The 25,906-nt window shown below is 54.2% G+C and carries 25 protein-coding genes; 8 read left to right on the forward strand and 17 right to left on the reverse strand.

The genetic code is table 11. The features are described from left to right. Nucleotides 1–188: 188 nt before the first annotated feature. The 4 genes from E1958_RS01110 to rsmG all read right to left on the reverse strand — a co-directional run bounded on the left by E1958_RS01110 (nucleotide 189) and on the right by rsmG (nucleotide 3,254). Nucleotides 189–590 carry a helix-turn-helix domain-containing protein gene (locus E1958_RS01110; protein ID WP_133510232.1) on the reverse strand — a complete coding sequence of 134 codons (402 nt, stop codon included), beginning with the start codon at nucleotides 588–590 and terminating at the stop codon, nucleotides 189–191. Between the two features lie 276 nt (nucleotides 591–866). Continuing rightward, on the reverse strand, nucleotides 867–1,778 hold the full coding sequence (locus E1958_RS01115; protein WP_133510233.1) for a ParB/RepB/Spo0J family partition protein: 912 nt from the start codon (nucleotides 1,776–1,778) through the stop codon (nucleotides 867–869). 20 nt (nucleotides 1,779–1,798) lie between these two features. After that, on the reverse strand, nucleotides 1,799–2,611 hold the full coding sequence (locus E1958_RS01120; RefSeq protein WP_133510234.1) for a ParA family protein: 813 nt from the start codon (nucleotides 2,609–2,611) through the stop codon (nucleotides 1,799–1,801). A gap of 4 nt (nucleotides 2,612–2,615) precedes the next feature. Then, the gene (gene rsmG / locus E1958_RS01125) at nucleotides 2,616–3,254 is read right to left on the reverse strand and encodes a 16S rRNA (guanine(527)-N(7))-methyltransferase RsmG (RefSeq protein WP_133510235.1); all 639 of its coding nucleotides are present in this window, start codon (nucleotides 3,252–3,254) and stop codon (nucleotides 2,616–2,618) included. Nucleotides 3,255–3,434: 180 nt separating this feature from the next. Here rsmG and E1958_RS01130 point away from each other — a divergent pair, with 180 nt between their 5' ends. Together E1958_RS01130 and E1958_RS01135 are read left to right on the forward strand one after the other, a co-directional pair. Further along, nucleotides 3,435–4,049 (forward strand): hypothetical protein, encoded by a 615-nt coding sequence (locus E1958_RS01130; RefSeq protein WP_133510236.1) that lies wholly within the window; start codon nucleotides 3,435–3,437, stop codon nucleotides 4,047–4,049. 67 nt (nucleotides 4,050–4,116) lie between these two features. Next, nucleotides 4,117–4,839 carry a hypothetical protein gene (locus tag E1958_RS01135; RefSeq protein ID WP_133510237.1) on the forward strand — a complete coding sequence of 241 codons (723 nt, stop codon included), beginning with the start codon at nucleotides 4,117–4,119 and terminating at the stop codon, nucleotides 4,837–4,839. Between the two features lie 8 nt (nucleotides 4,840–4,847). On the opposite strand, the gene E1958_RS01140 is transcribed toward E1958_RS01135, so the two are convergent. Beyond that, a complete protein-coding gene (locus E1958_RS01140) occupies nucleotides 4,848–5,672 on the reverse strand; it encodes a polymorphic toxin type 44 domain-containing protein (protein ID WP_133510238.1) in 825 nt (274 codons plus the stop codon). 519 nt (nucleotides 5,673–6,191) lie between these two features. Further along, entirely contained in the window at nucleotides 6,192–8,066 is a 1,875-nt protein-coding gene (mnmG, locus tag E1958_RS01145) for a tRNA uridine-5-carboxymethylaminomethyl(34) synthesis enzyme MnmG (protein ID WP_133510239.1), read from the reverse strand. 35 nt (nucleotides 8,067–8,101) lie between these two features. On the opposite strand from mnmG, the gene E1958_RS01150 reads away from it, so the two are divergent. The 3 genes from E1958_RS01150 to E1958_RS01160 are packed head-to-tail and all read left to right on the forward strand — an operon-like array spanning nucleotide 8,102 to nucleotide 10,112. Beyond that, complete coding sequence (locus E1958_RS01150; RefSeq protein WP_133510240.1) at nucleotides 8,102–8,929, forward strand: TIGR04255 family protein; 828 nt, start codon at nucleotides 8,102–8,104, stop codon at nucleotides 8,927–8,929. Then, entirely contained in the window at nucleotides 8,926–9,567 is a 642-nt protein-coding gene (locus E1958_RS01155; RefSeq protein ID WP_133510241.1) for a hypothetical protein, read from the forward strand. Before E1958_RS01150 ends, E1958_RS01155 begins: the two co-directional genes overlap by 4 nt. Nucleotides 9,568–9,605: 38 nt before the next feature. Beyond that, nucleotides 9,606–10,112, forward strand: a complete 507-nt coding sequence (locus E1958_RS01160; RefSeq protein ID WP_133510242.1) for a hypothetical protein — start codon at nucleotides 9,606–9,608, stop codon at nucleotides 10,110–10,112. Between the two features lie 57 nt (nucleotides 10,113–10,169). Here the strand turns inward: E1958_RS01160 and mnmE are convergent, their stop codons facing one another. From mnmE to rpmH, 5 genes are all read right to left on the reverse strand, one after another. Next, on the reverse strand, nucleotides 10,170–11,540 hold the full coding sequence (mnmE, locus tag E1958_RS01165) for a tRNA uridine-5-carboxymethylaminomethyl(34) synthesis GTPase MnmE (RefSeq protein ID WP_133510243.1): 1,371 nt from the start codon (nucleotides 11,538–11,540) through the stop codon (nucleotides 10,170–10,172). Between the two features lie 1,072 nt (nucleotides 11,541–12,612). Further along, nucleotides 12,613–14,292 carry a membrane protein insertase YidC gene (gene yidC, locus E1958_RS01170; protein WP_133510244.1) on the reverse strand — a complete coding sequence of 560 codons (1,680 nt, stop codon included), beginning with the start codon at nucleotides 14,290–14,292 and terminating at the stop codon, nucleotides 12,613–12,615. Then, nucleotides 14,285–14,521, reverse strand: coding sequence for a membrane protein insertion efficiency factor YidD (gene yidD / locus E1958_RS01175; RefSeq protein WP_089729482.1), 237 nt, complete (start codon nucleotides 14,519–14,521; stop codon nucleotides 14,285–14,287). Before yidD ends, yidC begins: the two co-directional genes overlap by 8 nt. Beyond that, nucleotides 14,506–14,937, reverse strand: a complete 432-nt coding sequence (rnpA, locus tag E1958_RS01180; protein WP_341765477.1) for a ribonuclease P protein component — start codon at nucleotides 14,935–14,937, stop codon at nucleotides 14,506–14,508. Before rnpA ends, yidD begins: the two co-directional genes overlap by 16 nt. Then, entirely contained in the window at nucleotides 14,906–15,040 is a 135-nt protein-coding gene (gene rpmH, locus E1958_RS01185; protein ID WP_089729485.1) for a 50S ribosomal protein L34, read from the reverse strand. Before rpmH ends, rnpA begins: the two co-directional genes overlap by 32 nt. 344 nt (nucleotides 15,041–15,384) lie before the next feature. Between rpmH and dnaA the strand changes: the two genes are divergently transcribed. Together dnaA and dnaN are read left to right on the forward strand one after the other, a co-directional pair. Then, entirely contained in the window at nucleotides 15,385–16,719 is a 1,335-nt protein-coding gene (gene dnaA, locus E1958_RS01190; protein WP_133510245.1) for a chromosomal replication initiator protein DnaA, read from the forward strand. A gap of 189 nt (nucleotides 16,720–16,908) precedes the next feature. Next, nucleotides 16,909–18,015, forward strand: a complete 1,107-nt coding sequence (dnaN, locus tag E1958_RS01195; RefSeq protein ID WP_133510246.1) for a DNA polymerase III subunit beta — start codon at nucleotides 16,909–16,911, stop codon at nucleotides 18,013–18,015. Nucleotides 18,016–18,408: 393 nt separating this feature from the next. Here the strand turns inward: dnaN and E1958_RS21570 are convergent, their stop codons facing one another. The 3 genes from E1958_RS21570 to E1958_RS21110 all read right to left on the reverse strand — a co-directional run bounded on the left by E1958_RS21570 (nucleotide 18,409) and on the right by E1958_RS21110 (nucleotide 19,812). Then, nucleotides 18,409–18,810: an IS66 family transposase gene (locus tag E1958_RS21570; protein ID WP_133510247.1), complete on the reverse strand. Its 402-nt coding sequence runs from the start codon at nucleotides 18,808–18,810 to the stop codon at nucleotides 18,409–18,411. Then, on the reverse strand, nucleotides 18,740–19,474 hold the full coding sequence (locus E1958_RS21575; protein WP_133510248.1) for an IS66 family transposase: 735 nt from the start codon (nucleotides 19,472–19,474) through the stop codon (nucleotides 18,740–18,742). Before E1958_RS21575 ends, E1958_RS21570 begins: the two co-directional genes overlap by 71 nt. A gap of 68 nt (nucleotides 19,475–19,542) precedes the next feature. Beyond that, nucleotides 19,543–19,812 (reverse strand): DUF6444 domain-containing protein, encoded by a 270-nt coding sequence (locus E1958_RS21110; protein WP_165741796.1) that lies wholly within the window; start codon nucleotides 19,810–19,812, stop codon nucleotides 19,543–19,545. A gap of 243 nt (nucleotides 19,813–20,055) precedes the next feature. On the opposite strand from E1958_RS21110, the gene gyrB reads away from it, so the two are divergent. Next, a complete protein-coding gene (gene gyrB, locus E1958_RS01210) occupies nucleotides 20,056–22,461 on the forward strand; it encodes a DNA topoisomerase (ATP-hydrolyzing) subunit B (protein WP_133510249.1) in 2,406 nt (801 codons plus the stop codon). A 12-nt stretch (nucleotides 22,462–22,473) separates the two neighbouring features. Here gyrB and E1958_RS01215 read toward each other — a convergent pair whose 3' ends face one another. The 3 genes from E1958_RS01215 to glyS are packed head-to-tail and all read right to left on the reverse strand — an operon-like array spanning nucleotide 22,474 to nucleotide 25,891. Then, nucleotides 22,474–23,172: a lysophospholipid acyltransferase family protein gene (locus E1958_RS01215; protein WP_243448387.1), complete on the reverse strand. Its 699-nt coding sequence runs from the start codon at nucleotides 23,170–23,172 to the stop codon at nucleotides 22,474–22,476. A gap of 38 nt (nucleotides 23,173–23,210) precedes the next feature. Next, nucleotides 23,211–23,759, reverse strand: a complete 549-nt coding sequence (gene gmhB, locus E1958_RS01220) for a D-glycero-beta-D-manno-heptose 1,7-bisphosphate 7-phosphatase (RefSeq protein WP_207787701.1) — start codon at nucleotides 23,757–23,759, stop codon at nucleotides 23,211–23,213. Between the two features lie 38 nt (nucleotides 23,760–23,797). Then, entirely contained in the window at nucleotides 23,798–25,891 is a 2,094-nt protein-coding gene (glyS, locus tag E1958_RS01225) for a glycine--tRNA ligase subunit beta (protein ID WP_133510251.1), read from the reverse strand. Nucleotides 25,892–25,906 lie beyond the last annotated feature (15 nt).

Raw genomic sequence — 25,906 nt, forward strand, 5'->3', positions numbered from 1 at the left:
GCCACTCGATACGGCGTAGTTTGCCATCTTGCGTCGGGTGACGGCGCGCCAATCACCGCGGCCAACGCGGTTACAACGGGCGCGCCTTACCCGACCTACGCGGGCTTATCGGAAACGGTGACGGTCGACATCGGTGGTGGATTCTCTTACTGGGTATGAGCTAAAGTCTAACCGATGATCCAACGCGATCAGCCTACACGCTCCAGTCCGTCCAACATCCCGGGATCGATCAGATCATCCACATCCACGGAGAGTGCGGACGCGAGTTGCGCCAAGGCCGCGACTGAGCCCTGCTTGCGCCCGGTCTCGATCTGCGAGAGGTAGGTCTTGTCGATACTGGCCTTCTGGGCCAGTGCGGCCTGTGTGAATTCTCTGTACTCACGCCAAACACGCAGGGGTGAATCGCCATTTACGAGGCGCTGCATCACTGCATGCGGCACCGTCTCTCCGGCATCTGCCATGGCGGTGTCGTAGGCCTGGATGTCCTGCATCTGTTCCGACAGCCGGACCAGCTCTTCATATTCCTCGTAGGGTGTGACTGCGTACTCGGGTACGCCATCACGCTCGATGATCTGAACGTTCGCAGTCATTTGTAAATGTCTCCTCGGGGGCCGATGTCGAGCACCATGATGACCAGTCGTTTTTGCCGCAAATGAACGCGAATGAACGCAAATCGGCCGGAATCGGCTTGCCATCATCGACGGCTCTCCATCCCGTTGTGTTTATTTGCGTCCATTTGCGTTGATTTGCGGCTAACTCTTCCGTGAAGATCCTACTCGTTAGACATTAGATGGAAGCCACCAAGGCCGAGCGATATGAGTAGGACTTCGCCCTCGGCAGATCGCCGAATCTGCATGACAATAACCCTACTTTATATGAGCAAGGATCCCATCGAGCTCGTCAAGGCTGTTGTACGCGATGACCAGCCTGCCCGTACCCCGGCTGCCGTGCCTGATCCGGACTTGGGCCCCGAGCCGTTCACCGAGATCGTCCTGCAGTCGCCGTATATCGGGGTCCTGCGTCGGCTCGGAGGCTACAGTCGCGGGCTGATCCTGACCCGCTGCCTGCAGGCGGCGCACCAGCTTCTCGGTCTCCCGCACGGACAGTCCGTGGGAGACGACCCGGCTAGCGGCCTCGCTCTGCCCCGGTCCACGCAACCCCAGGAGCGCCCGCGCATGCCCCATTTCCAGATGCTTGTCCCGGAGGTACTGCTTGACGTCGTCGTTCAGCTCCAGCAGGCGCAGCAGATTGGTCACCATGGTGCGGGACTTCCCGATCGCTTCCGCAACCTGTTGGTGGGTCAGTTCGAACTCGGTCAGCAGGCGTTCCAGGGCCCCTGCTTCTTCCAGCGGATTGAGGTCGTCCCGCTGGATATTCTCGATCAGGGCGATGGCGATAGCGGACTGCTCGTCTACCTCCCGTACCACCACGGGTATCTCCGTGAGGCCCGCTTGCTGGGAGGCCCGCCAACGCCGCTCCCCAACGACGATCTCGTAACGTCCGGCACCGACCGGGCGCACCACGATAGGCTGAATCACACCCTGGGCGGCGATGGAGTCCGCCAGCTCGCGCAGACTGTCCGGGTCGAACTCATGTCGGGGTTGGTAGCGTCCATGCGCAATCACGTCGATCGGAAGGCTGGTAACCTCCGAGACTACCGGGACCTCCCCCTCCGTCTCTGTCTCACCATCCCCGGCACCGGCACCGGATTCCGGCTCCGGTATTCCGCCGAGCAGTGCATCCAGGCCACGACCGAGGCCCTTTTTCTTCGTAGACATGGGTTGGATCTAGCCTCTCTTTATGGTCCCGCGACCGGTTTTCCCACGGCCGTGGTATGGCGTTTCTCCTGTCGGCGCAGGATCTCGCCGGCCAGGGCCAGATAGGAGACCGCGCCGCTGGAGGTCTTATCATAGAGCATGGCCGGCTGACCGTGGCTCGGGGCCTCGGCGAGTCGGACGTTGCGCGGGATGATGGTACGGTAAACCTGATCTTTGAAATGGGTGATCAGCTGGGTCGATACCTGGTTGGCCAGGTTGTTGCGCGGATCGTGCATGGTACGCAGGATACCTTCGATCGCCAGTGCACCATTGCGATTCGAGCGGATCTGGTCGATCGTTTGGAGGAGCGCCGATAGCCCCTCCAAGGCGTAATATTCGCACTGGATCGGAATCAGCACACCCTGCGCGGCCACCAGGGCATTGACAGTCAGCATATTAAGCGACGGCGGGCAGTCAATGACGATGAACTCGTAGTCCTCTCCCGACTCGGACAACAGGTGGGCCAACCGCCGTTCACGCTGGGGTGAACGCATGAGCCCGACTTCAGCGGCGGTCAGGTCGCCGTTGGCGGGCAGCAGGTCGAAGCCGGGCGCCGGTTCCTCGATGTGCTCGAGGCATTCCCGGAAGACCCGGTTCCCGAGCATGAGGTCACAAGCGGAGCTCGCCAGGCTGTTCTTGTCCACGCCGCAACCCATGGTGGCATTACCCTGGGGATCCATGTCCACAAGCAGTATGCGGCGCCCCATGGAGGCCAAGGAGGCGGTCAGATTGACAGCGGTGGTGGTCTTGCCTACACCGCCCTTCTGATTAGCGATGGCGATCGTCCGTACCATAGTTTCAGTTGTAATGCGCTTCGATCAGATGGCGTTCGGCACTGAGAAAGGGCACTTCAATCGGGTGAACGCTTAAGGTGTCCGGGCTCGGTTCCAACCCTCGGAGCTCGGTGCCCGCCGGTCGCTTCCCCTGCATTGCCAGAAGGCGTATGGGACGCGCGGGCAGGCGCGCCATCAGGCCCAAGAGATCAGGCACCGAGGCTACCGCCCGACTGACAATGGTAGCGAATTCCCTCCCTGGGAGATACGCTTCCATCCGGGCTTGAATCACAACGGCGTTCATAAGTCCAAGCTCCATCACTGCCTGGTGCAGAAACCGGACCTTCTTGCCGTTACTGTCGAGCAGATAAAAGGTCCGCTCCGGCGCGGCGATCGCAAGCGGGATACCCGGCAGGCCGGGACCGGTCCCCACATCGAGGAGTTTATCGCCGTAGAGGTACGGGAGCACGGACAGGCTATCGAGCAGATGCTTCGAGACCATCTCCAAGGGTGCACGCACGGCAGTCAGATTGTAGGCCCGGTTCCAGCGTTGGAGAAGCAAAAGATACCGGACCATGACGTCGGTCCGGTCGCCGCTCAGGGCGATGCCCATTTGTTCGAGACCCGCCGTCAATCGCGTCCGGACTGCCCCTCGGTCGGACATCAGTACACCATCCGGCATTCACAACAATTGTTCAAGCCCTAGTAAACGAAAGAAAACGACGAATCACACGAATCCGCGCAAATCAAATTCCGTACCTACGGAACATTCGCGTCGATGCGCGTGATTCGTAGTTTCCCTTTCACCTAGCCTCAATAAGGCCACGAAATAGTTTGAATCACAATGGAAAAAAATACCAAGAAAACCCCTAAGCTGCTGCTGATACTCGTGGTTGGATGGGTCCTCCTCTACATTCTCGCCAGGCTGATCTTGAGCTCCTGGATCTCCATCGGATTTTTTTCTGATTTTCTGATTGTAATACTGGTGATACTCGCTGGTGTTGTCCTCCTGGTCTCTAACATTGTCATTGTGACCCTGTCATCGTTCAGGTGGTTGATAAGGAGAGAACGGCCCCATGTCGCTACCTTCCTGCCCCTGGCCATCATGCTGGTCTTCTATTTCTTGCCAATCCACATACCCTCGAGAACGGAAATGGCCTTTTATCATCACCGAGACGAATTCATCGAGCTTGCCGATCCATTCGTCAACGAACATCAGAACGCTGATAGACTGGGATGCCACTTACCGGAATCGCCCTTATATGAATCGGCCGTGGCTGGCCGTACATGGCCTTCCGGGGCATTGGTCATAGAGTTCATCGTCGCCGACTACTCTCTGCCGTTAGTGTATATCTCCACGGATAATCCAGACGATGTTCGTGATACCTGTTCCGAAGGCGGCGTACTGATCGAGAGGCTCGAGCCCAAGTGGTATGTTTGTCTCCGTGACTGGAATTGAAAGGCATTCAGTTCGGTTGAAATGACAACCAGCAAAATCGGATGGAATAGCCGCCAGGGATGGCGGCGTGCCGGCATCCCTATCTGATCGATCAACCGTCGGGATCGGTATTCATGCAATCATCAGAGTCTTGGCGAGGAAACGACTCCAGGGGCTTCCACAGATGACCAGAGAAATGAGAAAAAGCGCCAACAAAGCCCCTAAGCTGCTGCTGATACTCGTAATCGGATGGGTTCCCCTCCAGATTTTCCATATACTACTTATACACCCCTGGTTCTCCATCGAATTCTCTTTATACTTTTTGATTACGATATTGGTGATACTCGCTGATGCTGCTCTCTTTATCCTGAGCATCATCGTTGTGGTTGTATCCCTGTTCAGGTGGTTGATAAGAAGAGAACGGCCCCATGTCATTAGCTTCCTGCCCCTGGCCATCATGCTGGTCGTCAAGTCCTCGGGAATGTGGATACCTTCGAAAACGGCAAGGGCATTCTATCTTCACCGTGACGAATTCATCGCACTTGCCGACTCGTCCGCCAGCGAGCTCCAGGACACCGATAAAAAGGGATTCCGCTTACCGGAGTCACCCTTATATGAGTTGGCCGGGGCATACCGTGACTTCTATTCCAATGAGTTGGTCATAGAGTTCATCATCGACGATTACTTTCTGCCGTTGGTGTATATCTCCACGGATAACCCGAACGATGTTCACAATACCTGTTCTAGAGGCGGCGTACTGGTCGAGAGGCTCGAGCCCAAGTGGTATGTCTGCCGTCGCGACCGAAATTGAAAAGCAATTCAGTATGTAACCCGGTCAAACCGTGGGTCATAGGGTCGGATAGCAAGGGAGTTGCGGGAGAACCAGACCTCGCCCATCAGGTCCCGCACGGTTACCCGTTCGGGTCGGTACTGGTAGAGCCGGATGCCCACATTGATTGCGGCCTTGTCTTTTGGGTCGTCCCAGGTCATCGGGTTATCCCCGAGCTTTTCAAGGATAATATCCAGATGCTCTTCGAATAACTCCGCATTATTCCATCTCGATCTGACATGTGCGACGGCGGCGCCCAGAATCAACTCCCATTCGGAGAATCCGGCGGCCATGCCGACATATCCATAGTGGATATTGGACCAAATGTCATGATTGTAGACATGATGGCCGTATAGATGCTCATCGTTGAAACACGAAATACTCGAAGGAAACCGGCGCTTGATTATGGGCTTATGATCCCAGTCGGCTTTGTCCTTCACTTTCTCGGCCCACAGAATCAATGCCAGCTTACGATTGGTAAGATGTTTACCCACACACCGAGCAAGCAGGCCACTCAGGTCGAGGACAGCCAGCACCCGCTGCATCTCGGGCGGCAGCTTGCCGATATCCTCGATGCAGTCATCGGGGGGAAAGCGGTTGAGCGCGGCCAGGCCCTTTGTAAAAGGACTATGGGCATTGGTGTTCATCTCAGCGACGATATAGTCGACAAGGAAAATGATGTCGTCACGATCCAGCGGTACCTGTCGAATACCCGAGGACCATGGGGAGCTTGACCCGCCAAAGTTGAAGTCCCCCGGCTCACGGATGGGGTTGTTGTAATCCGTTCCGAGCGGTCCTGGTCCTCTGTATCCCATGGGTTTTCCCCTTATTCAGTCGCGTGAATGTCGCTCAACAAGATGCTACCAGCTACCAGTCACCGGCTTCCGGCCTGTCGAGCCAGTACATCGTTTCACAAAAAATTTCTGTTAAAACCATCCCTGTTATTTCGAGCAAAGCGAGAAATCTTGTGACTTTATGGTTGTATCTTCGCTAAAGATCTCTCCCTTCGGTCGAGATGACAGCGCTGGTTTTACCGGAAAATTTTGCTGAAACGGGATACTAGTACCTAGTTTTGACCGATGTTGCAAGTTCATAGTATCTGCTTGCTCACACGCTTGGCTTTCACGCTCCGGCGCCAAAACTAGCAGAATCGATCGAAACTAGGTACTAGAGTGGATCTTTACCACACACCGTCTCAACGAGATTCCGCACGGAAAGCGAGCCGAACACCGAAGCTGGTGCCGTGCTCAACGAGGCAATGGGCAGAATTGAGTATAGGAAAAATAATCCAAATCACCCAGCTGGTCCACACAGCGAACCCTACATCAATCAAGTTATCCCGACCACCGCTTCAGATGGATCAAGAGTAGAGAGACCGCTGCCGGGGTAACTCCGGGGATACGGGCCGCCTGACCGATGGTCGCAGGTCGGACCCTGATCAGCTTCTCGCGTACCTCCGCGGACAGGCCCCGGATGTGCTCGAAGTCGAAATCGGCAGGCAGACATAGGGCCTCCTGGGCCTGCCGGCGGTCGATCTCCTCACGCTGACGACCGATGTAACCGGCGTATTTACACTGGATCTCCAGCTGCTCCGCTGCCTTGGGATCCACCACGCCCGAACCAAGTCCGGGTAGACGCATGAGCGAGTGGTAGGTCACTCCAGGTCTTGCGAGCAGATCCAGTGCCCGGCTCTCGCGACGGAGGTCATCGCCAAGGGTCTCGCGGAGCAGATCCGGGTCAAGGTCGTGCGGACGCACCCAGGTATCCCTCAACCGTGCACGTTCACGCTCAATGGTCTCACGCTTCTGCTCGAAGGCCCGCCACTGCTCGTCCCCCACCAGGCCCAATCGGCGGCCGGTCTCGGTCAGGCGCAGGTCGGCGTTGTCTTCACGCAGGAGTAGTCGGTATTCGGCCCGACTGGTGAACATACGGTAGGGTTCTTTGGTGCCCTGGGTAATCAGGTCATCCACCAGCACGCCCAGATAGGCTTGGTCCCGACGGGGGCACCAAGGCTCATCGCCCCGGACCTGCAAGGCCGCATTGAGTCCGGCCAGCAAGCCCTGGGCCGCTGCCTCTTCATAGCCGGTAGTGCCATTGATCTGACCGGCAAAAAAGAGCCCTGGGATGAAACGGGTCCGGAGCGAGCACTCGAGGTCCCTGGGGTCGAAGAAGTCGTATTCGATTGCATAACCGGGGCGGGTGATACGGGCCTGTTCAAAGCCATGCATGGAGCGGACCAGGTCTTGCTGCACATCGAAGGGCAGGCTGGTGGAGATGCCGTTGGGGTAAAGCTCACGAGTCTGCAATCCCTCGGGCTCGATAAAGATCTGGTGTGAATCCTTGGCGGCGAAACGCACGACCTTGTCCTCGATCGAAGGGCAGTAGCGTGGCCCGGTCCCCTCGATTACCCCGGTAAACATAGGCGAGCGTGACAGACCCGCGCGGATGATCTCGTGGGTGTGAGCGTTGGTACGGGCGATGTGGCAGCTCACCTGACGCGGATGGTCCTGTGCTTGGCCGAGAAAGGAAAAGACGGGCACAGGATCGTCACCGGGCTGCTCCTGGAGCACCGAGTAGTCGATGCTGCGCCCATCGATACGAGGCGGGGTCCCGGTCTTGAGCCGCTCAACCCGGAAAGGAAATTCACGCAACCGACGGGCCAGGGCATTGGCGGGCGGATCTCCGGCGCGTCCTCCCTCATAGCTCGTAAGGCCGACGTGTATGCGGCCCCCGAGAAAGGTCCCGACCGTCAACACCACGGTAGATGCCCGGAAGGTCAGGCCCATCTGGGTGAGAACACCGGCGATCCGCCCATCCTCCAGCAACAGGTCGTCCACCGCCTGCTGGAACAGGTCCAGACCTTCCTGACACTCGAGTGCCCGCCGTACCGCCGTCTTGTAAAGCATACGATCGGCCTGGGCACGGGTCGCACGCACGGCAGGACCCTTACGGGCATTGAGGATGCGGAACTGAATCCCCGCTACGTCGGTCGCACGGGCCATCAGTCCACCGAGGGCATCGATCTCTTTGACCAGATGGCCCTTGCCGATACCCCCGATGGCCGGGTTACAGCTCATCTGGCCGATGGTCTCGATGTTGTGGGTAAGCAACAGGGTACGCGCCCCGAGGCGCGCCGCGGCGAGACTCGCCTCCGTCCCCGCGTGCCCGCCACCGACTACAATGACATCATAGGTCTCTGCTGCTAACATATTTTGTAAACATTATTTACCAAGTAGGTCCAAACATGGTGACCGTTGTTCCCATAGCGGATCGGCATGCCATCAAGACCGTATCCTTCGCCCTGGAGTGGCGGGATCCCTTACGGGAAGACATTCTGACACTCCTGATGGCACTGCATCCCAGAGTACGCGATAAACTACCTCGAGTACTCAAGCAAGAGGAGATATTATTTGATGTCGTCGTTGATCCGGTAGAACCCGAGCGACAGGCTCCAGCCAAACCGCGACTTGCGGGCGTTATGTTCGATGCCCTACAACCGAACGGCCAACAGGCATGGGTACTTGTTGTCCGGAAAAATTTCCTCGTGGTCAGCTGCCATATCTATACCCGTTGGAACGATATTTGGCGCAAGGCGTTGGAGCTATTGACACCCTTTGTTCCCATTCTTGCCAAGGAACGGGGAATCTCCGCGATCGGGCTTCAATATATCGATCAGTTTCGGGTAACAGGCGCGTGTGACCAATTTCGGGCAAGCCATCTGTTGCGAGAAGGGTCTCGGTTCGTCCCTGCGCACGTGTTTGAATTGGAAGGCTTGTGGAATTCCCATCACGGCTTTTTCAAGCAGCTCGCCGCGCCAACGGCCCACCGCAGGCTTGATAATGTCAACGTCGATGTAGTGGATGTCAATAACGAGTGTCTTATCCAGATAACAACTGCGCACCGTGCGTTACTTGATAGCCCAGCCACCGATGAGTCTTCATTACTCGAGCCTGCCGATGGCAGCAGGTTACACCATCATATGGTCGAACTTCACAAGGCCAATAAAGAGTTGCTGGGCGAGCTTCTAAACGACACCGTGTGCGAACGGATCGGCCTTGGAGGGCAACAATGAACCTAATTACGCCAACCTTCTCCACTTTGTCTTCTTCCAGGCTGAACTATGACTATTCATTTGGTGGGACCGCACCTGTAGATGAGGGGTGTGGGGTAGCTTCGGATCGAAGCAGCTCGATTAGAGACTTGACCTCCATCTTCACTGAACAAGACTTCAGCATGTGGCAGAACACTCGATACGGCGGTGTCCTAACTTCGTTGTTTCCGGTGATTCCTGAACAAGGCTTCGGCACGCAGCAGGACACTCGATGGATAACAAGGAGTTCTGCTGTAAAAGTCGATTCCAAAGAAGCGTTGTTGTTACAGCTTGCTGAATATCAAAGTCTTCCTGACAATTGGGACGGTTACGGGGGAAAAACCGCAAGCATGGCGACGGTAATGGATTCGGCACGCTTTCTGCTGCAATTCCCTTCGACATTCCCTCTACCGAAGCCGATGATTAGTGGCTCCGGCGTGATCAGTCTCTATTGGGAGGGCAACGGCTGCTATGCAAGCATCGATTTCGACGGCAGCGGTTACTACTGTTACATCGCCGATTCCGCGGACGAGGAAAACGGAGAAGACCAGGTTCCAGTCGCGCAAACATTACCTCCTCGCCTCGCGGAGGTCATCGTGATGACCGTCGATGATTTCTGACTACCATGGATTGTCGAGAGGTATTCCAAGAGGCGGGGGTGCCTAACGATCGTTGCAGCCAAATATCGAAGAGCAGGCCCGGATGCTCCTGCGAATCCGAAAGCGTCAGTATCCATTCCCCCGGTCCTGTCGATAACCCGGAGAAAGTTGCCCGCCTGATCTACTCCCCATTGCATACCGATGAAAAAACAGGGAAGGTGACAGAGGCCGCCTTTTCCGATGCCAAGGACAAAGGGCTCTCGGTTCAGCGCATGGCGCACGCAACGAACACGCGGATCAGAACCATCGGCGAGAACAAGCTGGCCCGAGATCACGCCCAGGGAAAGACCGATCGGGAGTTCCTCGGAATTGTGACCGGCGGGGTGGACTCGATCCGGGGATTAACGCACGGGAATAGCGAGCGTGCCTTCTGTGTTTACGACTCGGCGCTCCCGGACGTCCCGTCCCACGCGGATGTGTGCCAAACAACCGCTTCCCGTAGCGAAATGAAAAGGGCGCGCAAGAAGTTACGGGATCTTTTCAGTTACAAGCCCTTCATGCCTTGAGCTCCACTGGTCATATCGACATTCAAGCTGACCGGACCAGGATCGAGGCCACAGCTATTACTTACCGATACAAAAGCCGGAAAAAATCCGGTCCAGCAGATCGTCCGGCGTAAACTCTCCGGTAATCTCCCCAAGGGCCCGCTGGGCCTGACGCAGATCCTCCGCTACCAGCTCCACAGCAGGGGCCTGCCTCAGCAGCTCCAACGCGGAATCCAGGCAAACCAACGTTCGATCCAGGGCATCCAGATGACGCCTTCGGGCCATAAACACGCCCTCGGTGGATGCCGGAAAACCGCAGATCGCCTTGAGGTGTTCACATAGGACATCCACCCCGGCACCCGTAAGGGCGGAGATTGCAACCTCCGGTCCTGAAGGCCCCTGCTTGAGACCCGCAGGGGTTCCGGTCAGATCGATCTTGTTACGCACATAGGTAAGGGGAACATGGGCCGGTAGCCTACTTACATCGAAGTCCCTATGGTCCGGGTCGGACTGCCCATCAAAGACCCAAAGGACATGATCGGCTTGCTCGATCTGTTCAAGGGCACGGCGAACGCCTTCCTGCTCGATAGGGTCCCGTGCGGGGCGCAGCCCGGCGGTATCGATGATGTGCAGGGGCATACCGCCGATCTGGATCTGCTGGCGTAGCAGATCCCGGGTCGTGCCGGGGATATCAGTGACGATCGCGGCATCGACCCCAGCAAGGGCATTGAGTAGGCTCGATTTACCGGCATTAGGGGGACCTGCGATGACCAGGTCGAGTCCCTCACGGATCAGGTGACCCTGGTGGGCGCTGGTGAGCAAGCCTTTTGCATCATGGATCAGGTCTTGTAGATCGGCTTCGACTTGTGGATCGGCGATAAAGTCGATCTCCTCATCAGGAAAGTCGATGGCCGCTTCCACGAAGCTACGCAGATGAACGATCCCTTCAAGCAGACCTTCGACCCGACGCGAAAGCTCTCCTTGCAGGGTGCGGCCAGCCAATCTCGCAGCTACCTCGGTGGTGCTCTCAATTAGATCCGCCACGGCCTCCGCCTGGGCCAAATCGAGCTTGCCGTTCAGAAATGCCCGCTCACTGAATTCACCGGGGCAAGCCGGACGGGCACCCAGCTCCAGGGCACGTTGCAGGAGTAGATCCAGGACCACCGGACCTCCATGTCCCTGCAACTCCAAAACATCCTCGCCGGTAAAGGATCTGGGGGCAGGAAAGAACAGGACGATACCCTGGTCAATGACCTCGCCGTCCTGGGCATGAAAGTCAGCCAGAGTCGCAAAGCGTGGTTTAGGTACGCGGCCAATCAGACCTTCAGCTACAACTGAAGCTAGGGGCCCGGAGACACGAACAATACCCACACCACCAATGCCCGGCGGTGTAGCGATGGCCGTTATGGTCTCCGTGCTGCCACAGCAACTATTAAGGGCCGTTGACATTCATTATTCACAGTCCAATTAAGAAGCCTCCGTACCATTCAATGCTCGCTTTCCAGGCAGCGCTTAATGTGTATGATGAGCTTCCTATCAAACCTTTTGTTATTCGGGTTTATGGGCTTATCAGGCGTCTTTACAACACGGTTTCCAATCCTTCAATAAATTCTATCAGTCTTTCAAATACATCACCCTACTTCTGATTCATATAGTAGGGCGGGAAAGCGTAGCGCATCCCGCCTTTCCACCTTTTCTCCGCAGCGCGGAGCTTCCGCGTTCCCACGCGGCGCGTGGGAACGAGAAAACCTATCATCCGAGCATAGCGAGGAATCTTAAGATCCCTCACTCCGCTCGGGATGAGACTGTGTTGCGGCCATTTCACGGAATAGTAGGTCGGGCTAGGCGCGTGCTTCGGTGTTCAGTCAAGTCCCAGGATTTGGACGCGCCGTAACCCGACACAAGATGCCACGGGCCAGCCTTGGATGTCGGGTTACGGCGCGTTCCGCCTCGGTTGCCCATGCCCGAATCGCAAGGCGCGCCTACCCCGACCTACCAAGTTGCGTTCATTTGCCGAGAAAAGTGATTCCCATTACCCTTATTTTATGATGCCCAACCCATCCGTGTCGGTAGCCTATAACAATTCCAGCAACAGCATGCTGCACTTGATTATAGGGGTCCCGTAAGTTGCGCTTAAAACCGGAAGCCCCTGAAATATTTCCCGCAAAATATGGGCCTCGACCACGACAATCAGTCATATTTGCGACTATAAGTACCGCTTCAAGATCTCCGATTAAAGCATCCGCAGGATTAGTTGCTCCATTTACGAGTTGAACTGCTCGAGTTGCAATGGAAACAAGAATCTGGCATCTATTCGATCTTCTGAATTCTCGAATTGCAAATAACTTTAATAGAGTTCTTCTATCGTGTGTTCCTACCCCAGCGAGTTACGTACATTTTGACACATCTCTTTCTTCCCCCAAGTAGCAAAGACTGCCCATTCTAGACTGTTTTTGCCATCCATAGCATCTGGATCCGGGCAATCCCTGCCGGAATAGAACTGGAGACCGAAACAGTTACTTCAGGCCTTGGCCTTAGCCGCCGCTTTCTCGACGTTACGGGTAATATGCCATTGTTGAGCAATGGACAGAATGTTATTAACCACCCAGTAAAGTACAAGCCCGGCAGGGAAAAAGGCGAAGAAGATGGTGAAAACAAAAGGGAGGCTCATCATCACCTTGGCCTGGATCGGGTCCGGGGGTGTTGGATTGAGCTTCTGCTGAATGAACATGGAGACACCCATGACCAGGGGCAGCACGAAGTAGGGGTCGGGGCTGGATAGGTTATTGATCCAGAGTGCAAAAGGCGCGTGCCTGAGCTCAACGCTCTCAAGCAAGACCCAATAGAGGGCTATGAATACAGGGATCTGCACCAGGATTGGCAAGCAACCGCCGAGGGGATTGATCTTCTCCTTCTTATAAAGCTCCATCATAGCCTGATTCAGGCGTTGCTTATCATCTCCATATCGATCTTTGAGGGCCTGCATCCGTGGCGTCATCTTGCGCATGTTGGCCATGGACTTATAGCTGGTCTCGGACAGCTTATAGAAGGCCGCTTTGATCAGGATAGTGAGGATAATGATGGCCCAACCCCAGTTACCGACCACCGCGTGAATCTTGCTGAGTAACCAGTAGATAGGTTGGGCCAGGATGGTCAGCCAACCATAATCGACTGCAAGCTCCAGCCCAGGTGCAATGGATACAAGGGTATCCTGCAACTTGGGTCCTATGAAGAGACGGTTCTCAAAGCTGTGCGTAACACCGGGAGGCAGCGTCACAGGCTCGGAGTACTTACCGATGATATAGCGGGACCCATTGAGGACATTGGTATAGAAGGTTTCCAGGGTGCCGCTAGGCGCAATCCAGGCAGACATAAAGTAGTGTTGGATCATGGCAATCCAGCCATCAGAAACAACGCGCTGCAGCTTCTTGTCCCGCATGTCACCGAAGGATTCCTTGGTATACTTATCTTCCGGGCTGTAGTACACACCTCCTGTGTAGGTATAGATGAACTGAGAGGCATTCGGGTCAACCAGCTCGGTCCTTTGGAGTTGCTCATAAGAGCGAATCGCCAGCGATGAGCCGGTGTTATTGGTCATAACCTGCACAAGTCGAACGACATAGCTGCCCCGTTGGAATCTATAACGCTTCTTTACCTCAACCCCAGAGGGGTGGGTCCAGAGCAGTTCGACAATCAGCTCATTTTCATTCGGTCCAAGGATGAAGTGGTCGCGAGCACTGGAAAAGGTTGCCTGATGTGTTGGTAACTGCCCTTGCTTGCCCCCTAGGAGCCCAGATTGGGCGATGAACATGTTCGGTGGACTCGGCTTGAACAGCCGGAACCTGGTTCCCGAATCCTCCGCTACAACGGCATAATCCTTCAGCCAAGCGCTGGTGATAGTGGCACCCCGCCGTGAGATCTCCAATTTCAACAAGTCGGTTTCTACGCGAATGAGGTCTTCATTTCCCACCGCTTGCACGGATGGGACAGGTGTGGCAGCCACTGCCGGCGTAGGCGCATCCGGTATCTCCAAGATATCCGGGGTACCATCCACCTCAGAGGTCTCCTTAGTCAGGACAGGAGGTTGCTGTGCAGCCTCAGACTGGACAACAGGACGTCCATAGTCTTTCATCCATGCCTGATAGATCAGTAGCAGGACGACAGCAAGCGCAAAGAATAACAGGAGACGCAGATTAACCATGGGGGGTATCGTCGGATGTTCCTGGGACCGGATCATATCCACCAGGATGCCAGGGATGACACCGCAGCAGGCGCTGCAAAGCAAACCCGGTACCCCGCAGCGCCCCATAGGTCTCAATCGCCTCAACGGCGTAATGGGAACAGCTTGGATAGAAGCGACAGTGGCTCCCAAGTAACGGACTGATTAAATATTGGTAACCACGGAGGAGACCAACTAACAGACCACGCATAATCGTTCCCGAACCCGTTTCCAGTGTGCAGCTAGGGAGGAGAAGAGCCGGCTGTTCGGCAAGGTTACGGCATGGGGACGACAGAGCACTGCCAAATCAATACCCTGCAGGGAATGGCGATGCTGACGAAAGCTTTCACGCACAATGCGTTTCATACGGCTCCGGTCAACGGCCCGCCGAGCGTATCTCTTTGAAATCGCAAGCCCCAGGCGTCCCGGTTTACGACCATTGCGCTGAGCGAAAACCGCGAAGCAGGAATCAGTCGACGTCACCGGTTGGGCAAACAGACTCCGAAAATCCCCTGATCGCCTTAGGCGCGCCTGGTGTGGAAAGCACGTATCTATAGGACTCTTCTGAGGGGGACTCCTCTGAGGGCCCTGGTGATCAGGCTGAGAGACACGCACGCCCCTTTGCACGACGCGCCGCTAGTACCTTACGCCCACCGCGAGTAGACATACGTGCACGAAAACCATGGGTCCGGGCACGCTTTAGCCGGCTTGGCTGGAAGGTTCTTTTCATTTGTCGATTTCAAGGAGCATAGTGCTCACTCGCCGCTAAGTGACCTGATTGGAAAAGGCTCGAATTATATTTTCTCAGTGGCCGTAAGGTCAACGACAACCAGCATTTTTCCTAAAAATGCCTCTAGTACATTAATAAAAACAACAGGTTAAGGGAAAAACAGATCTCCCGCAATCTTTTCTAGGGGTCCACGCTTGTGGATAAGTAACGGAAACCGATATAAACTTCCATCTTCACGATGCGGGCATACAATCCGCAGATCCTTCGATATATACTGAAAGTCGATACAGGTTTCTGCGGATCTCCACCAGTAACAGGCTTATAGACAGAGAGATCGAATATCCGTGGGAATCTGGAATCAATGTGCCTCCCGCCTCAAAGGCGATCTGACGACAACTGAGTATAATACCTGGATACTCCCCCTCCAGGCAACTGAAGAGAATGGTCAGCTCAAGCTGTACGCCCCTAACCACTTCGTAAGGAATTGGGTCATACAACACTATGAGCAACGGATCATAGAGGTCTGCTCCCACCTGAGCGGTGGGAAAACCCACACAATCCTATTTGAGATCGGCACCTTACAACGACCTAGCGATCCAACAGAAACCAAGGGAGGAAATACATTCGTACCTCAGGTGAAGTCCCGGGAACACCGCTCCGCAAGCAACCTGACCCCCGAGTTTACGTTTGACACATTTGTCGAAGGAAAATCGAACCAAATAGCCAGGGCAGCATCGATTCAGATAGGCACCAACCCTGGGACTGTATACAACCCATTATTTGTATACGGAGGTGTCGGGTTAGGAAAGACCCACCTAATGCATGCAATCGGAAATATGGTGTTGGATAACAATCCCTCAGCACATGTAGCCTACCTTCACTCAGAACGATTTGTCACTGAGATGGTGAAATCCCTACAGCATAATCGGATCGAGGAATTCAAAAAACGCTACCGAACCGTCAATACGCTGCTTATCGATGATGTCCAGTTCTTCGCGGGTAAGGAACGATCACAAGAAGAGGTCTTTCACACCTTCAATGCCCTTTTCGAATCCAAACAACAGATTGTGTTATCAAGCGATCGGTTCCCGAAAGAGGTCAATGGGCTGGAAGAAAGATTAAAGTCAAGATTCGGTTGGGGTCTTACCGTTGCGATTGAACCTCCGGACTTGGAGACACGTGTAGCCATCCTGCAAAATAAGGCGATCCACATCGGTATCGACTTACCGGAAGACGTTACCTTCTTTGTCGGGAGACATGTCCGCTCGAATATCCGAGATCTCGAGGGGGCATTACGACGCTTAGTAGCAAACTCACAGTTTACCGGTATTCCAATAAACCTCGAGTTTGCCAGGAATGCACTTCGAGACATGCTGGCTGCTCAAGACAGGCAGGTAACCATAGAGAACATTCAAAAGACAGTTGCGGAATACTACAAAATCAGGTCTGCGGATCTGACCTCCAACAAACGAAGTAGATCGATCGCCAGACCTCGCCAACTTGCCATGACACTTACTAAGGAGCTGACCAAACATAGCCTGCCTGAAATCGGCAGTGCCTTTGGAGGAAGGGATCACACCACGGTGATCCACGCAACAAAAAAAATCAAGGAGTTACGTGAAAGTGACATAACTATTGAAGAAGATTACAAAAACCTGTTGCGAACCCTGACGGTTTGATGTGGATAACCGGTGAGCAACTTTTGACAACGGAACCTTGTGGATAAATCCACAGATTATAAACAGGGAATCACAAGAGATTTCAATAGTACATTTATTGATAACAAACTGAAAGCAAAAGAAAAAAGAGATCTGTTCAGTTATCCACAAGATTAACTATAAATATATCAATATACAGGGGATATAATAATGAAAATACATGTGAATCGAGAGACCCTGATGCCGGCGCTCACAAAGGTAGGAGGAGTCGTGGAGCGACGGCAGACGCTCCCAATACTTGGCAATCTGCTGATATCGGCGGAGGACGATTCCGTGCAAATTACCGGAACCGACTTGGAAATAGAAGTCCATGCGAAGTCCGGTTCGACGGTTGAGCAGTCGGGAGAGATAACACTACCGGCAAGGAAGCTGATCGAGATTTGCAGGGCATTACCCGAGGGAACGGGAATAGCGTTGAAGGTAGAAGAAAATCGCGCATCTTTGGTTGCGGGAAGGAGTCGTTTTACGTTGAGTACCTTGCCGGCAAGTGATTTTCCAGTTATGGAGAGAAATGAAGGGATGCAGAATGTCGATGTTGAGCGGCAAACGCTGAAACATCTCTTCGAGAAAACGGCGTTTGCAATGGCACATCAAGATGTCCGCTATTATTTGAATGGTCTTCTTCTGGAGCTGAAATCGGATAGGTTGGTAGCAGTTGCAACTGATGGTCATCGTCTGGCTAAGGTGGAGGAAATGCTACCGCTGGGAGTTGAGGAAGGAATGCAGATCGTCCTTCCGAGGAAGACAGTATTGGAGCTGAACCGGCTGCTTGGTGGGGGGGATGCAAATGAGAGAGTTCAGATAGAAATCTCGGAGAAGATGTTTCGAGCTGTCATAGGAGATGTATTGGTGACATCGAAGCTTGTTGATGGCCGCTATCCGGATTACGAGCGGGTAGTACCGCCAGCGCCGGAACGAATTGCCTATGTTGATAGAGATACACTGAAACAGGCGCTGTTTCGGACGTCGATTTTGTCGAATGAAAAGTATCGAGGGGTGAGGTTCAGTTTGGATCAGGGAGAGCTCAGGCTTCAAACGCAGAATCCGGAAAAGGAAGAAGCAGAGGAAGAGCTGGAGATAACCTATTCTCAAGAGCCGATGGTCATTGGGTTCAATGTTGGGTACTTGATAGATATACTGAATGTTCTGGAAGAAGATGAAGTCGAGATTGGGTTTAAAGATTCAGACGGTAGCGTGATTCTGCGGAATAAAGGTAAGGAGAGGGAGACGTTTGTGGTAATGCCGATGAGACTTTGATGTTACTCAGAGGATTTGGATGCGCGTGAGTAACAAGCTGCTTTCAGCTGCCGGTCTTCAGCCGTTGTAGCTACCTGCTCACGGAAGCTTTGCTTTGCGTGTAGGATGTGGTGAGCGCCTACCCCCTACCCTTAGAATGCCTGCCTGTGCTGTCCTGCCTAGCGCGGGGACTTGCTGATCTCCTGTAATGGTGGTGTTTTAACGCAACCTACGGTATGGTCCGTGTGGACCTTAGAGGCTGTCTAAAAACTAAGCCATTGATTTTAAATCGGTAGGCTGGGTCGAGGGACGAGACCCAGCAAACCAGCTGGCCTGTAAACGCTGGGTTTCGTTCCTTAACCCAGCCTACTCCTGACTCTGGTCTGCGGCCCTTTTTAGACAGCCTCTTAGCAGCTACAGATGATGAGGCGTCGGAGGGCTACCCTGGAATGTCAGGACGAGTGACTGGAAGATGTGGGCAGACTGTTTGTGTAAGGTTGAGAGGTCGGAGCGGATGATGGTAAACGCTTCCATGCTGGTCGTGGAGCGGAAGCAGCCGGAAGCCTTCTGCTTGAGCTTGGGCATGCGGATGTCGCGTTTGGCCTGGTTGTTGTCGAAGAGAACACGCAGGTTGGTGATAACACGCAGGACTTCATCGCGGTGTTGTCGTAGCTGCGCGATGAGGTTATAGGCCGGGGATTGCTTGACCCGCCCGCGGGTACCAGAGGAGCGGGGACGACGCGGATTATAGGCTTCGGCGGTGGTGGGGATGGTGTCGTAGCGAGTCTGCAGGCGCTTGCTGTCGGCAGCGGGCAATGCCGCGAGGCCCGTGGGCGCGGGCTTCCCTCACTTGGGCGTTGGCTTCGCATAACAGCGTGATCATGTTGGTTGCCCAGCGCTGGCTTGGAATCGGCTCGGCGATCGCGGTGAGTTCACGCCGATGATGGGCATTGCAAAAGGCGTGCAAACAGGGGTAGCGCTCATAGGCCGACCAGTGGTCATGGACGAGTATGCCGACGAGTTGCGCTAACCGGCCGAATTCATCCAGCGCCTCGGCGCTGCGCTTGGGGTAGGGGAAATAGGCCGTCAGCCACGCGGTGCTGAGCACGTGCAACCAGTGCCGGGTGCCGTCTACCTGCAGGCCAGTCTCACCAGTATACGTGACCGGTGCGGTGACGAGGGCGCCGCGGATGGCTACAACCGGCGCCGCCAGGTGGGTAGTGGCCATCTGTGCGGCACGCTGGAGGGTACCCGGTGCGATCGTAATGCTGGCCAGTTCATTGAGCACCTCGGCGGTACGCTGGTAGGGCAATAACTGGTATTGGGTCATGTAGACGGCAAACGCCGATACGTTTGATCCATCCTGGACTGGGGCTGTGGTCCCCTTGGGGGAGGTGCTGCGCTGCACGCGCCTGCAGGCACAGGTCCCGCCAACGATGCGATGCTCGGTGACCTCGCGCTGGATTACTACCTCGACCACTTAGCGTTGCTCCGGTAGCACCTTGGCGGTGAGCTCAGTGCAGCCGCGTCTGCATGCGCAGGTCCCCGTCAATGGGACAATGATGCGCTGATCAGGGTTGTCGACCAAGGAACGGGTGGTACCCCACGCCGACCCGCTTGACCACCTGGCTTGCGCCCGCTAGGTTGACGTTGCGAGCAGGGTGGCAGCTTCTGGAACGGCGGGTCCGAGGATGGCGGCTTGCTGGAGTTGTGGCTATCCTGGGCCAGCCGTGCTTCGAGCGTTTGGATGCGCGCTTCTAACTCGTGGATGCGCTCGCCCTGGTGCTCAATGAGTATGGCCTGCTCCGCAACCAGCACACGCAGTTGAGTCAGCTTGTTGTCAGAGCTTTCCAGAGAGCGGGTTGGGACGCACTGGTCAGGTGTGGGGCTACGCTACACAGGTAACCTACGGTTTGGCAAGGGGTCCTAGATAGTTACGCATCAAGTAGCGCTGGACAGTGCTGTTCTAAGTGTTCCACGTGGAACAAAATGTTCCGGCACCTCCGGTTGTCTAATATTGGGAACCCTTTATGGTTCTCTTTTTTTATGAGGGTTTCCTCTATGGGCTACGATTCATCGAGTATAAAAGTTCTACGGGGTCTCGATGCTGTTCGAAAAAGGCCCGGCATGTACATTGGTGATACGGATGATGGAACTGGCCTTCATCATATGGTTTTCGAAGTGGTCGATAACTCCATCGATGAGGCTCTGGCAGGGCATTGCAGCGATATCATCGTTACCCTCCATGCGGATGATTCTGTCTCCGTTGTGGACGACGGACGCGGTATCCCGGTAGATATTCACCCTGAGGAAAATCGATCCGCTGCTGAAGTGATCATGACGGTTCTCCATGCTGGCGGTAAATTCGATGCTGACTCCTACAAGGTCTCCGGTGGTCTGCACGGAGTTGGTGTATCCGTTGTTAACGCCTTGTCCGAGCATCTCACCATGCGTGTACGCCGTAGTGGTAATCTCTATATACAGGAATACAAGTTGGGGGAACCGCTTTATCCTCTGAAGAGTGTTGGCCAGTGTGATGGAACGGGAACGGAGATTCGGTTTCGGCCGTCTGGAGAGATATTTTCAGACCTGGGATTTCACTATGACATTCTTGCAAAACGCCTGAGGGAGCTTTCCTTTCTCAATTCCGGTGTCAGGATTTCACTGGTGCAGGAAGGTACGGGGCGTAAAGATTGCTTTGAGTATAAGGGCGGAATACAGGCGTTTGTAGAGCATCTTAATCGCAACAAGGTTGCGATCCATCCCACGGTTTTTTCTTTTCTTTCAGAACGCCAGGGTATCCTTGTGGAGATTGCGTTGCAGTGGAATGAGTCTTTTCAGGAGAAGATTTTCTGTTATACGAATAACATTCCCCAGCAGGATGGTGGAACTCATTTGGCTGGTTTTCGGGCTGGTCTGACTAGGACGCTTAATCAGTATATCGATCGAGAGGAGCTGGTGAAGAAACATAAGGTTCGGGCAGTTGGTGATGATGCCCGTGAGGGGCTTACGGCTGTCGTATCTGTGAAGGTTTCAGACCCCAAGTTCTCTTCCCAGACGAAGGAAAAGCTCGTTTCTTCCGAGGTCAAGGTTGTTGTTGAGGGGCTGTTGATCGAGCATCTAACTGAGTTTCTTGAAGAGCATCCAACTGAAGCCAAGACGATTGCAAATAAAATGCTCGAGGCGGCACGTGCGAGGGAGGCGGCACGGAAGGCCCGGGAAATGACGCGACGCAAGGGTGTTTTGGATGTTGCGGGACTGCCAGGGAAGCTTGCGGACTGCCAGGAGAAAGATCCTACAAGGTCCGAGCTCTATCTGGTTGAGGGAGATTCTGCTGGCGGTTCTGCTAAGCAAGGGCGTGATCGGGCGTTTCAGGCGATTCTTCCCCTCAAGGGTAAAATCCTCAATGTAGAGAAGGCACGTTTTGACAAGATGCTGTCTTCTACGGAAGTGGGCACGCTCATTACCGCTTTAGGGTGTGGAATAGGTCGCGAAGATTATGATCCTGATAAGCTGCGCTATCACCGGATAATCATAATGACCGATGCGGATGTAGATGGGGCCCATATCCGAACACTATTGTTGACATTTTTCTATCGTCAAATGCCGGAGCTGGTAGAACGCGAACATATCTATATTGCGCAGCCGCCGCTCTATAAAATTAAGAGAGGGAAACAAGAACTCTATCTGCTCGATGATGCAGAGCTAGATGGGGCCCTGCTGCAGGCGACACTAGATAATGCTCAGCTCTTTGTGTCGGGGAATGCTCCGCCTATGGCCGATACCGCTTTTGAGATGTTGGCAAAGGACTATCAGGTCTACCAAGGTATCATTGCAAGGCTTTCTACGCGCTATGACCGGGCTCTTTTAGAGTCGTTGCTTTCTTTGCAGCGAATTGACGTGGAAACCTTGATGGATGTGGAAGGGTTCACCGGTTGGCTATTTCAGCTCCAGGGGTATCTGAATGCTAAGTCCGGCTCTGGTGAAAGGTTTTCTGTCAAGCGATTAGAACCTGATGAAGCAGGTTACCCTGGTCTGGTGTTTACTCGCCTGTACCACGGGATTCCAGAGACTAGCTACTTATCGATCGATTTTTTTCGCAGTGCGGACTATACCCGTATTACTGCCGTTGGGGACAAGCTCAACGGATTGGTAGAGCCAGGGGCCTATGTTTCCCGTGGTGGTAAGCGGAGGATGATTGGAAGCTTTGGTGAGGGTCTTGAGTGGCTGATCGAGGAAGTAAGGCGCGGCTATCATATTCAGCGTTACAAGGGTCTTGGCGAAATGAATCCCGATCAGCTTTGGGAAACGACTATGAACGCTGAAACGAGGAGGCTCTTGCAGGTGACTATTGAGGATGCAATCGCCGCGGATGAGGTTTTTACCACCCTGATGGGGGATCAGGTAGAGCCTCGCCGGGAGTTTATTGAACGGTATGCGCTTGATGCAGAAAACGTCGATATTTGATCTCCGGGGGTATTACCGTAAGCCTCTACGTGGCAGCTCCGCTACGGTTCCCTCGATCCATTCCTCGACGCGTCGGCTTATCTCGGTCGCAGAAAGTCTCTCGGGATTCAGCGGTTTTCCAATAACCAAGGTAATTTCCCCTGGGTACTTCTTTAGGTCCCTACGCCGCCAGAATACTCCCGCATTATGGGCAATAGGCAGCACTGGATAGCCTGTCTTTCTTGCTAGCATGGCTCCACCTCTGTTGTAGTGCTGTCTTTTGCCGGAAGTAACCCGTGTGCCTTCCGGAAAGATGGTGATCCAGCGCCCCTTATCCAGCCAGTATTTACCCTGATTGAGTAGCTCTTGCAGAGAGCGGCGGGCATTATCACGATCGATCGTGATTGGTCGAAGGGCCGCAAGGGCCCATCCGAAGAAAGGTACCCATAAGAGCTCGCGTTTTACCACCCAAGTGTTCTCTGGTGGTAGTAGGGCACGTAACGTGATGATCTCCCACGCCGATTGGTGCTTGCAGAGAACGATGCAGGTAGAGGATGGTAGATTTTCCTTACCCTGTACTTGATAACCGAGCCCACAGATCAACTTCAGTGCTTGGAGGTTGATCTTCCCCCAGTGTTGGCTGACCTTTGAAACCAGCCTGTAGGGTAGGATCCATCCAAAGATACCGATGGGCAATCCATACAGGATAATGGTGATCGACAGGAACAGCATATACAAGATTGATCTCAGTGTAACCATGCTTGCAGCTCTCAGCCAGCCAGGAGTGCATCTACGGCGGTGGAAAGATCCTTGTGGATAGGTATACCGGTTAGGTCATCCATGTGTTCTTCAACGGTTGCTTGTCCCTTTCCGGTTAAAACGAGTAATGGTGAGGCACCTACTGCAGCTGCTGCCTGAATATCCCGAAATGAGTCACCAATCATAGGTACTCCTGCCATGTTGATCCGTAGTCGCTTTGCAATATCCTCAAGGAGACCAGGAAGTGGTTTACGGCAACGGCAATTTATGTTGGGGGTGTGAGGGCAAAGGAAGATGGCTTCTATCTGCGCACCGAATACCGAGAGCTCCCGTCGCATTTTGCGATGTATAGTATTGATGGTATCAATGCTGAAGTAACCGCGACCCAGGCCTGATTGATTTGTTGCCACGATAACTCGATATCCTGTGTGGTTAAGCCTAGCGATCGCCTCGAGGCTACCTGGGATGGGTATCCACTCCTCTGGTGTTTTTATATAGTCGTCGGAATCTTGATTGATAACGCCGTCCCTGTCGAGGACCACGAGCTTGATACCCTGCATATTTCTACTCATCGGCAAGATACTGTGCAGCGGTTGAATTAATCTTGTTTATGAAACTCAGATTTCAGAAACGATATGTCTGCGACCTTTAAAAAGAGGGCTTCGGTATCTCGCAGAAGTGTGAGCCGATTACGTCTTAGATCCGATTGCTCGGTCATTACCATAACCTTGTCAAAAAAGGTGTCGATGTCATTGTGCAATTCCGACAGCATCTTCAAGATGCCCTTGTAGTCTTGGGTCTTGAGGAATGGTGAGATGCCGGACGCTAGGGATGTGATCCTTGCTTCCAGGCGTCGTTCCGCATCATCCTGTAGTAGGTTGGTATCGATCCGTTCAGGTATGCTCTCCGAGTGCTTGCGCAGGATGTTGCGTATGCGTTTATTGGCGGCTGTTAGGGCTGCTGCTTCGGGAAGTGATCGGAAGTCCTCCACCGCAAGGATCCTACGGTGGATGTCGCTTGGTACCGTGGGATTCACTGCCAATACCGAATCGACGATATCCGCCCTGATGTTTTGATCCAGATAATAACCCTTGAGGCGCTCCATACAATACTCGAAGACTTCTGCAACGATCCCTTTTGTATCGACCTTGTCCTTGAGCGTTTCCGATGAGAAGTTGAGGATCTCTCTTAGATCGAGTGACAAAGGGGTCTCGATAAGGATTCGCAGCAAGCCAATCGCTGCTCGACGCAATGCGTAAGGGTCCCTGACACCCGTTGGACGTTGACCAATCGCGAAGATACCCACGAGTGTGTCGAGCCTGTCGGCGATCGACAGAACCAGGCCACAATCTGATTGAGGAAGCTCGTCCCCGGCGCGGCGTGGCAGATATTGTTGCTCCATGGCGGAGACTACACAGGGATTCTCCCCCGCCTTCCAGGCGTAGTACCGGCCTATGGTGCCCTGTAGACCGGGGAACTCGAGAACCATTTGGGTTACCAGGTCACACTTAGCGAGCTGAGCGGCCCTGATTGCTAGTCCTTGGTCTATACCCAGAAGACTTGCGATCTGCCCGGAAATCCGGCCAAGACGCGCCGATTTTTCCGCTAACGTCCCGAGCCTTTCTTGGAATATGACCTTCTCCAGCTTAGGTTCGAACGCTTGGAGGGGTTGCTTTAGATCTTGCTCCAAAAAGAAGGCTGCGTCTGAGAATCGAGGTCGAATGACACGTTCATTTCCGGCCCGTATCTGAGCAGGATCCCGACTTTGAATATTGCTGATGGTGATGAAGTGCGGCAATAACCTGCCATTGGAGGAGACTAGGGGAAAGTACTTTTGGTGCTTCTGCATGGTCTCTATGAGGACTTCCGATGGCATCTCCAGAAAGCCTTCATCGAAAGCACCCATAATTGCATATGGCCACTCGCAGAGTGCGGTGACCTCATCGAGCAGGTCGTCTTCCATGATAGCTTGACCACTGGCATCTTCGGCTAGTGCCTGTACTTGGTTGCGTATCATTTCCCGGCGCGTCGAGAAGCTCGGCTCGACCTTTCCCTGGGTGCGGAGAATCTCAGCGTACTGGGAGGCGGATGGAATGGGGAGGGCTACCGGAGCCTGGAAGCGATGGCCCCGAGTTAGGCGACCAGCATTGATGCTGAATAGCCGTCCTTCTACAGGGTCTTCTCCGAAGACGATAGTCACCCAGTGAACCGGGCGAACGAACTCATCGTCCTGTTCACCCCAGCGCATCCGCTTAGGGATAGGCAGCGCCTCCAATGCCTTTGCCGTCATATCGACGATTAGATCCATAGTATTCCGGCCCTGTTGGACCTGGCGAAATACCAGCCAGGCACCCTTTGACGTTTCTTCCTGCTGTAGCTCCTTGACTGAGACACCACAGGAGCGGGCAAAGCCGGAGGCTGCTCTTGTAGGCTGGCCTTGAGTATCGAATGCGACCTGTAGGGCCGGGCCCTTGCGTACGATCTCTTGGTCCGGTTGGCGTGTTGCTAACTCCCGGACGAGTAGCCCCAGGCGACGTGGTGTGGCGAAGGGCTCGATCCATGAGAATCCTAGCTCATGTTTCCGCAGCTGATCCTCCAATCCTTTCTTGAAGGCCTCTGACAGCACCTGTAAGGGTTTCGGCGGAAGCTCCTCGGTGCCGATCTCTACCAGGAGGTCATGTGTCTCTTCCATAAATCGCCTCCGTTA

The sequence above is a fragment of the Candidatus Thiosymbion oneisti genome (assembly GCF_004359955.1).
Classification (GTDB): domain Bacteria; phylum Pseudomonadota; class Gammaproteobacteria; order Chromatiales; family Chromatiaceae; genus Thiosymbion; species Thiosymbion oneisti.

Coding starts and splice junctions, on each gene's coding strand:
- glyS (WP_133510251.1), bottom strand. CDS start 25,891: ATGGAAGAGACACATGACCTCCTGGTAGAGATCGGCACCGAGGAGCTT.
- dnaN (WP_133510246.1), top strand. CDS start 16,909: ATGAAAATACATGTGAATCGAGAGACCCTGATGCCGGCGCTCACAAAG.
- E1958_RS01150 (WP_133510240.1), top strand. CDS start 8,102: ATGGTGACCGTTGTTCCCATAGCGGATCGGCATGCCATCAAGACCGTA.
- mnmG (WP_133510239.1), bottom strand. CDS start 8,066: ATGTTAGCAGCAGAGACCTATGATGTCATTGTAGTCGGTGGCGGGCAC.
- yidC (WP_133510244.1), bottom strand. CDS start 14,292: ATGGTTAATCTGCGTCTCCTGTTATTCTTTGCGCTTGCTGTCGTCCTG.
- gmhB (WP_207787701.1), bottom strand. CDS start 23,759: ATGCAGGGTATCAAGCTCGTGGTCCTCGACAGGGACGGCGTTATCAAT.
- E1958_RS01215 (WP_243448387.1), bottom strand. CDS start 23,172: ATGCTGTTCCTGTCGATCACCATTATCCTGTATGGATTGCCCATCGGT.
- yidD (WP_089729482.1), bottom strand. CDS start 14,521: ATGCGTGGTCTGTTAGTTGGTCTCCTCCGTGGTTACCAATATTTAATC.
- E1958_RS01130 (WP_133510236.1), top strand. CDS start 3,435: ATGGAAAAAAATACCAAGAAAACCCCTAAGCTGCTGCTGATACTCGTG.
- E1958_RS01110 (WP_133510232.1), bottom strand. CDS start 590: ATGACTGCGAACGTTCAGATCATCGAGCGTGATGGCGTACCCGAGTAC.
- E1958_RS01140 (WP_133510238.1), bottom strand. CDS start 5,672: ATGGGATACAGAGGACCAGGACCGCTCGGAACGGATTACAACAACCCC.
- gyrB (WP_133510249.1), top strand. CDS start 20,056: ATGGGCTACGATTCATCGAGTATAAAAGTTCTACGGGGTCTCGATGCT.
- E1958_RS01155 (WP_133510241.1), top strand. CDS start 8,926: ATGAACCTAATTACGCCAACCTTCTCCACTTTGTCTTCTTCCAGGCTG.
- rpmH (WP_089729485.1), bottom strand. CDS start 15,040: ATGAAAAGAACCTTCCAGCCAAGCCGGCTAAAGCGTGCCCGGACCCAT.
- mnmE (WP_133510243.1), bottom strand. CDS start 11,540: ATGTCAACGGCCCTTAATAGTTGCTGTGGCAGCACGGAGACCATAACG.
- rsmG (WP_133510235.1), bottom strand. CDS start 3,254: ATGTCCGACCGAGGGGCAGTCCGGACGCGATTGACGGCGGGTCTCGAA.
- E1958_RS01115 (WP_133510233.1), bottom strand. CDS start 1,778: ATGTCTACGAAGAAAAAGGGCCTCGGTCGTGGCCTGGATGCACTGCTC.
- E1958_RS01120 (WP_133510234.1), bottom strand. CDS start 2,611: ATGGTACGGACGATCGCCATCGCTAATCAGAAGGGCGGTGTAGGCAAG.